At 65.6% G+C, this 10,225-nt stretch carries 8 protein-coding genes; 3 read left to right on the forward strand and 5 right to left on the reverse strand.

Annotated features, from left to right (window positions below; genetic code table 11):
* A partial coding sequence (locus EN781_RS15200) for a hypothetical protein (RefSeq protein WP_189347592.1) occupies positions 1-1,184 on the forward strand: 1,184 nt, incomplete at its 5' end.
* A 73-nt stretch (positions 1,185-1,257) separates the two neighbouring features.
* Here EN781_RS15200 and edd read toward each other — a convergent pair.
* From edd to zwf, 3 genes are all read right to left on the reverse strand, one after another.
* Complete coding sequence (gene edd / locus EN781_RS15205; RefSeq protein WP_126056465.1) at positions 1,258-3,081, reverse strand: phosphogluconate dehydratase; 1,824 nt, start codon at positions 3,079-3,081, stop codon at positions 1,258-1,260.
* A gap of 66 nt (positions 3,082-3,147) precedes the next feature.
* On the reverse strand, positions 3,148-3,861 hold the full coding sequence (gene pgl, locus EN781_RS15210) for a 6-phosphogluconolactonase (protein WP_126056464.1): 714 nt from the start codon (positions 3,859-3,861) through the stop codon (positions 3,148-3,150).
* Positions 3,843-5,312 carry a glucose-6-phosphate dehydrogenase gene (gene zwf / locus EN781_RS15215; protein ID WP_127400110.1) on the reverse strand — a complete coding sequence of 490 codons (1,470 nt, stop codon included), beginning with the start codon at positions 5,310-5,312 and terminating at the stop codon, positions 3,843-3,845. Before zwf ends, pgl begins: the two co-directional genes overlap by 19 nt.
* A gap of 321 nt (positions 5,313-5,633) precedes the next feature.
* On the opposite strand from zwf, the gene EN781_RS15220 reads away from it, so the two are divergent.
* Together EN781_RS15220 and EN781_RS15225 are read left to right on the forward strand one after the other, a co-directional pair.
* Entirely contained in the window at positions 5,634-6,380 is a 747-nt protein-coding gene (locus tag EN781_RS15220) for an SDR family oxidoreductase (protein WP_126059239.1), read from the forward strand.
* A gap of 95 nt (positions 6,381-6,475) precedes the next feature.
* Positions 6,476-7,792: a Mur ligase family protein gene (locus tag EN781_RS15225; RefSeq protein ID WP_245492347.1), complete on the forward strand. Its 1,317-nt coding sequence runs from the start codon at positions 6,476-6,478 to the stop codon at positions 7,790-7,792.
* Here EN781_RS15225 and EN781_RS15230 read toward each other — a convergent pair.
* The gene (locus EN781_RS15230; RefSeq protein WP_126056462.1) at positions 7,776-8,642 is read right to left on the reverse strand and encodes an SH3 domain-containing protein; all 867 of its coding nucleotides are present in this window, start codon (positions 8,640-8,642) and stop codon (positions 7,776-7,778) included. The genes EN781_RS15225 and EN781_RS15230 overlap by 17 nt on opposite strands.
* Positions 8,643-8,925: 283 nt before the next feature.
* Positions 8,926-10,212: an FAD-binding oxidoreductase gene (locus EN781_RS15235; RefSeq protein WP_126056461.1), complete on the reverse strand. Its 1,287-nt coding sequence runs from the start codon at positions 10,210-10,212 to the stop codon at positions 8,926-8,928.
* Between the last annotated feature and the right edge of the window lie 13 nt (positions 10,213-10,225).

A 10,225-nucleotide genomic window follows, 5' to 3' on the forward strand; every position in this document is an offset into this window, starting at 1 on the left:
CCGCTGACGTCGTCGGCTTCGGCCTGACCGCCGACGAAGGCAAGCAGATCGCCTGCCTCGCCGAGAACACCAGCGGCAAGTACATCCAGGCCTCGGACGAAAAGGCGCTGCAGGAAGCGCTGGTCGAGACCGTGGCGGCGCCGGCCCCGGCACCCGCCCCCGAACCTGCTCCGGCCCCAGCGCCGGCTCCGGAACCGGCCAAGCCGGAATTCAACTTCATGCCGAGCGTCATCCTGGCCGAAGGCGGTCCGGACATCAGCGACAACAGCAATGCCTGGGAGATCTACAAGGCCAACGCCGACGGCACGCGCGGCGATCAGGTAATGACCGAGTACGGCGAGCTCAAGACCCATCTCGAGCCGGGCGACTACATCGTCGTCGGTCGCGCCGACGAGGCCAAGGTCGAGCAGAAGCTCAAGGTCGAGGCCGGCCAGGTCTACAAGCCGCTGTTCACGCTGAATGCCGGCACGCTGGTCATCCATCCGCACGCCAGCCAGGGCGCCGAGATCAGCGGCGAGGCCCGCGTCGATTTCGCCTATCCGGGCGGCAGCACCACCCATTATGGCGACGCCAGGGCCACCGTGCCCGCGGGCGAGCAGAAGGTGACGGTGCAGATCGGCGCCGGCACGGTGACCGAGACCGTCCAACTGGCCGCCGGGCAGACCGTCGAAAAGGATGTCGTCGTCGGCGTCGGTCATGCCGTGCTCAACGCCTATTATACGGCGGGCGGCGACAAGGCCGACAATTCGGGCATCGGCTTCGAGATCGTCAAGGCCAAGAAGAAGATCGACGGCACGCGCGAAAGCGTCGAGCACTCTTACGGGCCGGACAGCAAGTTCTGGCTGCCGCCGGACGACTATGTCGCGATCACCACGTTCGATATCGCCGTGGTCGAGCAGCCCTTCAGCATCAAGGCCGGCGACAATCAGGACATCAAGGTGACGCTGGACGCCGGCGTGCTCGCCATGTCGGCGCCCGGCGCCTACTCGATCGAGGTGTTGTCGTCGAAGAAGGACATCGAGGGCAAGCGCAAGTCGCTCGGCCTGAGCTATGGCGACAGCTGGCAGCAGACCATTCCGGCAGGCGACTATGTCGTCGTGCGCCACGCGTCCGATCAGGGCCAGGACAAGGAGACGCCGGTGACGGTGAAGGCCGGCGAACGCGCCGAGATCACCGTTCAATAGGCAGCGCTTCCGTCTCCTGGAGAAAAAGGGGCGGCCGCTGAGCCGCCCCTTTTTCTTGGATGGAATTGTCGACTCAAGCGTTGCCGAACGCGGCGGCGCCGTGGTCGGCGCGGCCGACGAGCTGCCGGAACCCGGCGAACAACTCGCGGCCGAAGCCGAACTCGTTGCCGATGAGGTCGGCATCCGCCGTGCGCCGCAGCGCGAATTCCGCGCCGGGCACCAGCACTTCCAGCGTGCCGGCATCGGCGTCGAGCCGGATTATGTCACCGTCATGGATCCTGGCGATCGGGCCGTCCTCGACCGCTTCCGGCGTCACATGAATCGCCGCCGGCACCTTGCCGGAAGCGCCCGACATGCGCCCGTCGGTCACCAGCGCGACGCGCTGGCCGCGATCCTGCAGGATGCCGAGCACGGTGGTCAGCTTGTGCAGCTCCGGCATGCCGTTGGCTTTCGGCCCCTGGAAGCGGATGACGGCGATGAAGTCGCCCGTGAGCGTGCCGGCCTTGAAGGCGTCGTTCAGCCCTTGCTGGCTGTCGAACACTTTTGCAGGCGCCTCGATGACGCGCCTTTCCGGCTTCACGGCGGACGTCTTGATGACCGCGTGGCCGAGATTGCCGCCAAGCACCTTCAGGCCGCCGGTCGGCTGAAACGCCTTCTTGAAAGGTGCCAGCACCTTTTCGTCGCCGCTTTCCAACGGCGAGGCCTCGCGCACCACGCCGCCATCGGCGCCGAGCCTGGCCTCGACCGCGTAGGGACGTAGGCCTTCGCCCCACACCGTCTGCACATCCTCGTGCAGAATGCCTTCGTCGAGCAGTTCGCGGATCAGGAAGCCGAGCCCGCCCGCGGCGTGGAAATGGTTCACGTCGGCAAGCCCGTTCGGATAGACGCGGGCTAGCAGCGGCACCGCTTCCGACAGGTCCGAGATGTCCTGCCAGGTCAGCGCGATGCCGGCGGCGGCGGCCATGGCGATCAGGTGGATCGTGTGGTTGGTCGAGCCGCCGGTCGCATGCAGGCCGACGACGCCGTTGACGATCGAGCGCTCGTCAATCATGCGGCCGACCGGCGTATAGTCATTGCCGAGCGCGGTGATCGACAGCGCGCGCCGCGCCGCTTCCCTGGTCAGCGCGTCGCGCAGCGGCGTGCCGGGATTGACGAAGGAGGCGCCTGGCGTGTGCAGGCCCATGATCTCCATCAGCATCTGGTTGGAGTTGGCGGTGCCGTAGAAGGTGCAGGTGCCCGGCCCGTGATAGGACTTGGATTCGGCCTCGAGCAGTTCGGCCCGCCCTGCCTTCCCTTCGGCATAGAGCTGGCGGACCTTGGCCTTCTCGTCGTTCGGCAGGCCCGATGTCATCGGCCCGGCTGGCACGAACACCGCCGGCAAATGGCCGAAGGTGAGTGCGGCGATCACCAGCCCCGGCACGATCTTGTCACAGACGCCGAGGAAGACGGCGGCGTCGAACATGTTGTGCGACAGCCCGATCGCCGCCGCCATGGCGATCACGTCGCGCGAAAACAGCGACAGTTCCATGCCGGGCTGGCCTTGCGTGACGCCGTCGCACATCGCCGGCACGCCGCCGGCCACCTGCGCGATGCCGCCGGCCTCGCGCGCCGCTTCCTTGATCAGCGCCGGATAGGTCTCGAATGGCTGATGCGCCGACAGCATGTCGTTGTAGGAGGTGATGATGCCGAGATTGGGCACCCGGTCGCCGCCGAGCGCGACCTTCTCGGACGGGCTGCACACGGCAAAACCGTGCGCGAGGTTGCCACAGGACAGCACCGCACGGTTGGCGCTGCGGCCCGAGGCCTCGGCGATGCGGCCGAGATAGGCCTCGCGGCCGGCTTTCGAACGCTGGCGGATGCGCTCGGTGATGGCTTCGATGTCGCGTCTGGCGGTCATGGCAACGGTCCTTTCAGGCGGGGTCCCTGAACTTTCCGGCAGCCGGGACCCTCGGTATGGTCAAAATCAGGGCGCCCAGAAAACCTCGACGGCTCTGGGCGCCGCCTCGATCACGGCGCGAATGGGCTTTCTCGCGCCTGATCCCATGGCGCTATCGAAGGCGCTGCGCTTTTCCGCGCCCTCGATATGCAGCGCGATGAAGCCGGCGCCGATGATCCTTGCCATCGACAGCGTCAGCCGCGGCTCGCCGGCGCTTGCCGCATGCACCGGCAGCACGATCCGTTGCGAGGACGGATCAAGCAATCGCGCAAGATCGTCGGCGTCGGGAAAGAACGAGGCGGTATGGCCGTCGCCGCCCATGCCGAGCACGACCGCGTCGAGCGGCCAGGGCAGCGACCTGAGCGCCTCATTGTCGGACAGCGCCGCATCCTCGATGCTTGCCGCTTCATGGTAGAGCGGCACGAAGCGCGCCGCAGTCGCGGCGTTCTGCAACAGGTTGGCGGCCACCAGCCTGGCATTCGAGCGCGGCGAGGAGGCCGGTACGAAACGCTCGTCGACCAGCGTCACCGTGACCTTGTCCCAGGCAATAGGGATCCGCGACAGCGCGGCGAAGAACTTCGCCGGCGTCGTGCCGCCCGAGACGGCAAGCAGGGCCGTGCCGCGCTCGGTGACCGCCTTGGTCAGCCGTGCCGCGACATGGCCGGCGAGCGCCGCCGCCAGTTCCTGGCGATCGGCGAAGCTGTTCCAGTGATAGGCGCCGCTCAATTGCTCTCGTGCCATGTCCGCCCATCGCGTTCGATCAGCGCGATCGAGGCCGATGGCCCCCACGTGCCGGCCGTATAGCCCTGCGCCTCTTGTCTGGCGTTTTCCCAGGCGTTCTGGATCGGGTCGATCCATTTCCACGCCGCCTCGACTTCGTCGCGGCGCATGAACAGCGTCTGGTTGCCGCGCACCACATCCATGATCAGCCGCTCATAGGCGTCGGGCGCGCGTCCGTCGAAGGATTGCGCGAAACTCATGTCGAGCGGGATCTGGCGCAGCCGCATGCCGCCCGGGCCCGGATCCTTGATCATGATGAACTGCTTGACGCCCTCGTCCGGCTGCAGCCGGATCACCAACTGGTTGGCGAAGATCGGCCCGGCGCTGTCGCCGAAGATCGAGTGCGGGATCGGCTTGAACTCGATGACGATTTCCGAGACGCGGGTCGCCAGCCTTTTGCCGGTCCTGAGGTAGAACGGGACGCCGGCCCAGCGCCAGTTGGCGATCTCGGCCTTGATGGCGCCGAAGGTCTCGGTATTGCTGTCCTTGCCGAGCTCCTCGACATACCCCTTCACCGGCCCGCCGGCGGAAGCTCCGGCGCGATACTGGCCGCGCACCGTGTGCTTCGGCGCCTCGTTGCCGTTGATGCGCTTCAGCGCCCGCAGCACCTTCAGCTTTTCGTCGCGCACGGCATCCGCGTCCATCGACGACGGCGCCTCCATGGCGACGAGGCACAGAAGCTGCAGCATGTGGTTCTGCACCATGTCGCGCAGCGCGCCGGCCTTGTCGTAGTAAGTGACGCGATCCTCGAGGCCGACGGTTTCCGCGACCGTGATCTGCACATGGTCGACATTGGCCGAGTTCCACAGCGGCTCGTAGAGCGCGTTGGCGAAGCGCAACGCCATCAGGTTCTGCACCGTCTCCTTGCCGAGATAGTGGTCGATACGGAAGATCTGGCTTTCGTGGAAGTCGTCGCCCACCAGGTCGTTGAGCGTGCGCGCCGAGGCGAGGTCGCGGCCGATCGGCTTCTCCAGCACGATACGCGAGTTCGGCGTGATCAGATTGTGTTCCTTGAGCTTGTGCGAGATGTCGCCGAACAGTGCCGGCGCCACGGCCAGGTAGAAGGCGCGGATACGGTCGCTGTCGCCGATCGCCTTCTTCAGCTTGTCGAAGCCGGCGCCGGTGGTGGCGTCGGCCGGGACATAGGAGAGCCGGGCGAGGAACGTCTCCAGCTCCTTCGGATCGATGTCGGCGGGCTTCACATGGTCCGAGATCGCCTGCTTGGCGAAGGCCTGGAACTCGGCGTCGGTCATCTTGGAGCGCGACGTGCCGATGATCCTGGTCGGTTCGGAAAACTGATGGTCGCGCTGGCGATGATAGAGCGAGGGCAGAAGCTTGCGTTCCGACAGGTCGCCGGTGCCGCCGAAAATGATGAAGTCGAAAGGATCGACGGGGATGATCTGGCTGGTCATGGTCTGTCCGCTTTAGACGCCGCGCTCAGGTGCGGGGCTGATATATTCTAATCGATTTAAATTTACCAGTGCCATGGTGTCACAGGTAAGGACAAATCGCTGGATGTCGATTGGGTCTCATGTGTGGCCTTGACACTGACGCTACCCGGGGGCTTGTCGGCAAGCGAGGCTTCCGGCAGCGTTCGCGGCTGCAACATAGAACGCGAATGTGACGAAAGCTAAGGAAGAAATCCGTCGCGGCATGCCGCTGCGGGAGTCCTCGCAGGGCAGCCGAGCGGCGGCCTCCGAAAATCCGGGAAGACCTCAATGGGCGGGAAAACCATGCGTCTGGAAAACAAGGTCGCCATCATCACCGGCGCCGCGTCCGGCTTCGGCGAGGGCATGGCCAGGCGCTTTGCCGAGGAGGGCGCCAGGGTCGTCGTCGCCGACCTCAACGCCCGGGGCGCCGAACGCGTGGCCGGCGAGATCGGCGACAACGCGATCTGGACGCAGACCGACGTCTCGCAGCGCTCCGAATTCGATGAGATGATCTACGCCGCCAAAAGCGCCTTCGGCCGCATCGACATCATGGTCAACAATGCCGGCTATACGCACCGCAATGGCGACTTGCTTGACGTCGACGAAGCGACCTTCGATCTGATCACCGCCGTCAACATGAAGGCAATCTACCACGCGGCGCGCGCGGTGGTGCCGATCATGGAGCGCCAGGGCGGCGGCGTCATCCTGACCACCGCCTCTACCGCCGGGCTGAGGCCAAGGCCCGGCCTCACCTGGTACAATGCCTCGAAAGGCTGGGCGATCACCGCCACCAAGTCGATGGCGGTCGAACTGGCGCCGAAAAACATCCGCGTCAACTGCCTCTGCCCGGTCGCCGGCGAGACCGGCATGCTGGAGAAATTCATGGGCGCCGACACGCCGGAGATCCGCGAGAGGTTCCGCGCCTCAATCCCGCTCGGCCGCCTGTCGACGCCGCTTGACATCGCCAATGCCGCACTTTGGCTCGCCTCCGACGAGGCCGCCTTCATCACCGGCGTGGCGCTGGAGGTCGATGGCGGCCGCTGCATCTGAACGCCTGCGGTAGGCGCGGCCAGGATTTGACGAGCCGCCCGGGAACGGCATAAGGCTTGTCGAGGGGGCAGGGTGGCCATGCGATGAAAGCCCGATTGCGCAAAATTCGCAAGAGCCTGTGGCACCGCCACAAGATCTACAGGGCATGGCGCGCCCGTTCGAAAAGCGCGGCGACCTTCATCGGCGTCACCGGCAGTTCCGGCAAGTCGACCGCGGCGGCGTTGCTCGGGCATATATTGGCCAGCCATCGCCCGGTCTACACGCAGGTTCTCGCCAACGCCATCGATGCGCTGGCCAGCACGCTCTACAAGCGCATGTGGAAAGCGGGCGAGGTCGACTATGTCGTGTTCGAAGCAGGCGCCTATGGCGTCGACACCATCAGGCCGATGGCGGAACTGCTCCAGCCGCATGTCGCGGTCGTCACCATGGTCCGCCTCGAACATTTCGCCAGTTTCAGGACTCTGGAGAACGTCGCCCTGGAAAAGCGCGCCCTGGTCGACGCGCTGCCGCCCGGCGGTCTTGCCGTGCTCAACGCCGACGATCCGCATGTGCTCGGCATGGCTTCGGGCACCAGGCATCGCGTCGTCACTTTCGGCCGGGCGGAAGATGCGGACTATCGTGTCACCGACACGCAGGCCGCTTATCCCGAAACCCTGAGCCTCAGGATCCGCTGGCGTGGCGGCGCGCTCGACCTGCAGACGCTGTTTCCGGCCGAGTACCTATGGCTGCCGACGGCGGCGGCTGTCGCCACCGCGCTGGAGCTTGGGGTGCCGCCGGAAAAAGTCGCGGCGCGCGTGGCGACGTTCCAGCCCTTGATCAATCGCTGCCAGGTGCTCGTCACCGATGGCGGTCCGCACTTCCTGGTCGACACCGCCAAGGCTCCCTGGCATTCGATCAACCTCGCCATCGACATGGTGGCCAAGGCCAAGGTTGCTGGAAAACGCATCGTTCTCGGCCAGATTTCGGATTATGCGGGTTCGACCAGAAAGTACCGTGACGCCTACAACGCCGCGCGCGAGGTCGTTGGCCAGATTATCTATGTCGGCGACAATGCGCATCGCTCGGGCGCCGACCAGGCCGACCGCGACGGCGGCCGGTTCGTCGAATTGCGAACGCTCAAGCAAGTCTCCGACCACATCAAGCGAACGGCAGTACCGGGCGAATTGATCCTGCTAAAGAGCTCGTCCAACCTTCACCTGGAGAGGATCGCGCTCGCCTGGACCCACGACGTCAAATGCTGGGTCCCGGTTTGCGGAAAAAGGTCTGGATGCCAGGGATGCGGCCTGTTCGAAGTGCCGTTCGAGGAACATCGCGCCCATGTCAGAAAACGCAGGCGAGCCCGACTATGGCAGTGGCTTCGGCGGCTGCTGTGGCTGACCGGCGGCGATGAAGCTCTCAGGCGCCGGTCTTGATGTAGGTCTTGTAGATCCAGCCGCGCTTGCCATTATAGACGATCTGGCACCACTTCTTGCAGCTTATGACTTGCACCGAGGTCTTGGCGGGCACGGTGATCATCGCGGCCGCTTTCTGTTTCGGGCCGGCCCGCATGGTGACGGCCCGTAGAATACGTCCGGTGCTGGCCGCACTGACCTGCTGGGTCTTTGCCTTGCCATCGTCGCCTGCGGATGCCTGCGCTTCCGGCGTCTGCGGGTCCGGCGCGGGAATGGCGGCGGTCTTGGCGCCATCGGGATCGTCCTTTGCCGGCGCCGCGTCGGGCGCCGCCACCTTGGACAGCGATGCGGCTGCGTCGGATTGAGCCGCCGGCTCGGCGAATGCCGTGTCGGATGACTGGGCGGTCTCTTCGGCCTGTCGGCTTGCCGTCTGATCGGATGGAGCAGGCGCGGGGTCGCTGGACGCGGTCTTGGTGTCTGTTGCGGTCCAGCGCGGGTCGTTGGACGCCAGCGCCGGTATCTTGGCTTCCTTGGCGGCCACCACGGGCGACACCGCGTCGGCCTTGCGCGCCGCCTGCGGCGCGGTGGCCATCGTCGTCGCGTTCGCGCTGGCGGGCGCGATCTTGGTTGTCCTGACCGGGATTGTCGGGACGCTTTGCGCCGGGCTTGCGATCGCTTGCCGGTCGCTGCCCGGCAGCGCCAGCCACAGCGCAATCCCCGCCACGCCAAGCAGCGCGGCGGTGCCGACGGCGGCAATCACCAGATGCGAGTTCGACCGCACGCCCTGCCAGAACGACGGCCGCATGTCATAGCCAAACTGCATTGCAAAGCGCCGTCGTTCCGGCGCGCCGAAACTGAAGGGCTCGTTCACTCTAACCACCTCCAATAGGTGGGCCGACGTTCTTTCGATCGGTGCCGGAGGTCCGGCGGTGATCGGCATCGGTCCCAAAAACACAAGCGGGCGGGCCCGCGAAAGTCCCCGTCTTACAGCCCAGAACCCGCATCTTTTGCCGGTGATTGTGGCATCAGTGCGCCCTTGGAACGAATTCTGCACCCTTGTTAAGGATTCTGCAACATGTCGCAGCGGCACGAACAGCCGAATGGAATCAGGCGGATAGGCCGGAAGTTCCGTTCCAGGCCGTGCTTCCCCAGCGTCAGATCCTGTCGCGCAGGGCGAACCAACTGAGCGCCAGGAACAGCAAGGGCGCACGAAAACGCCGGCCGCCGGGGAAGGGCGGGATCTTTAGATCCTCGATCAGCTTCAGCCGGTCGCGGTTGCCGAGCACGGTCTCGGCATAGAGCTTGCCGAAGAAGTTCGACAGCATGACGCCGTGGCCGGAATAGCCGCCGACCGAGATGACATTGGGCATCACTTCGCGCACGAATGGCTTGCGCGGCACTGTGATGCCGACATAGCCGCCCCAGCCATGCGTGATCTCGACATCCTTCAACTCCGGATAGAGTTCCGCGATCTGCCGGCGGATATGGATGTGGATGTCCTTCGGATCGTTGACCGCATAGACCTCGCGCCCGCCGAACAAAAGCCGGCCGTCTTTCGACTTGCGGAAGTAGCGCACGACGAAGCGGGAATCGTCGACCGACTCGCCGCCCGGCAACACCGTGGTTTCCGATCCGAGCGGCACTGTCGCGCCGATGAAGGAGCCGATCGGCATGATGTGCGCGGCGCTCACCGGCTCGGGCGTGCCGCCATAGGCATTGACGCCAATTAGGCATTTGTCGGCGGTGATCGTGCCTTTCGGCGTCGTGACCCTCACCTTGCCGCCGCTGGAGACGATGCCGGTCGCAGGTGTCCGCTCGAACAGCTGCGCGCCGGCCTCGGCCGCTGCTTTCGCCGTGCCGATCACCAGCTTCAACGGGTGGATATGGCCAGTGCCGGTGTCGCGCGTGCCGCCGAAATAGCGCGTCGAGCCCAGCCGCTCGGCCGCCTCCTTCTCGTCCATGAAGGAAATGTGCGGGTAACCGAAGCGGCTTGCCATGATCTCGGCATGCGCCTTGTAGTCGTCGACATAGCGCTGCTTGTGCGCCACCGACAGCTGGCCCGGCATGTAGTCGATCTCGATCCTGTTGACGGCCGCGAATTCGAGCAGGTGCGCCTTGGCCTCCTCGGCGAGGTCGAACAGCGCCTTGGCGCGGGAAAGGCCGTATTCCGCCTCCAGCTCCTCGGCCCAGGCGCGCTGACCGGTGCCGAGCTGACCGCCATTACGCCCGGAAGCGCCGTCGCCAAACCGATGCGCCTCGGCGAGCACGACATTGCTGCCGGCCTTTGCCAGATGCGCCGCCGCCGACAGGCCGGTGAAGCCGCCGCCGACGATGACGACATCGCATTGGCGGTCGCCGTCAAGGGCTGGGTGTTCGGGTCTAGGTCCCGCGGTGTCTTCGTACCAGGAGCGGCCAGGAGAGATCGGTGATTGGTAAGGCATGATTGAGTAGGGG

The organism is Mesorhizobium sp. M4A.F.Ca.ET.090.04.2.1 (assembly GCF_003999085.1).
Classification (GTDB): domain Bacteria; phylum Pseudomonadota; class Alphaproteobacteria; order Rhizobiales; family Rhizobiaceae; genus Mesorhizobium.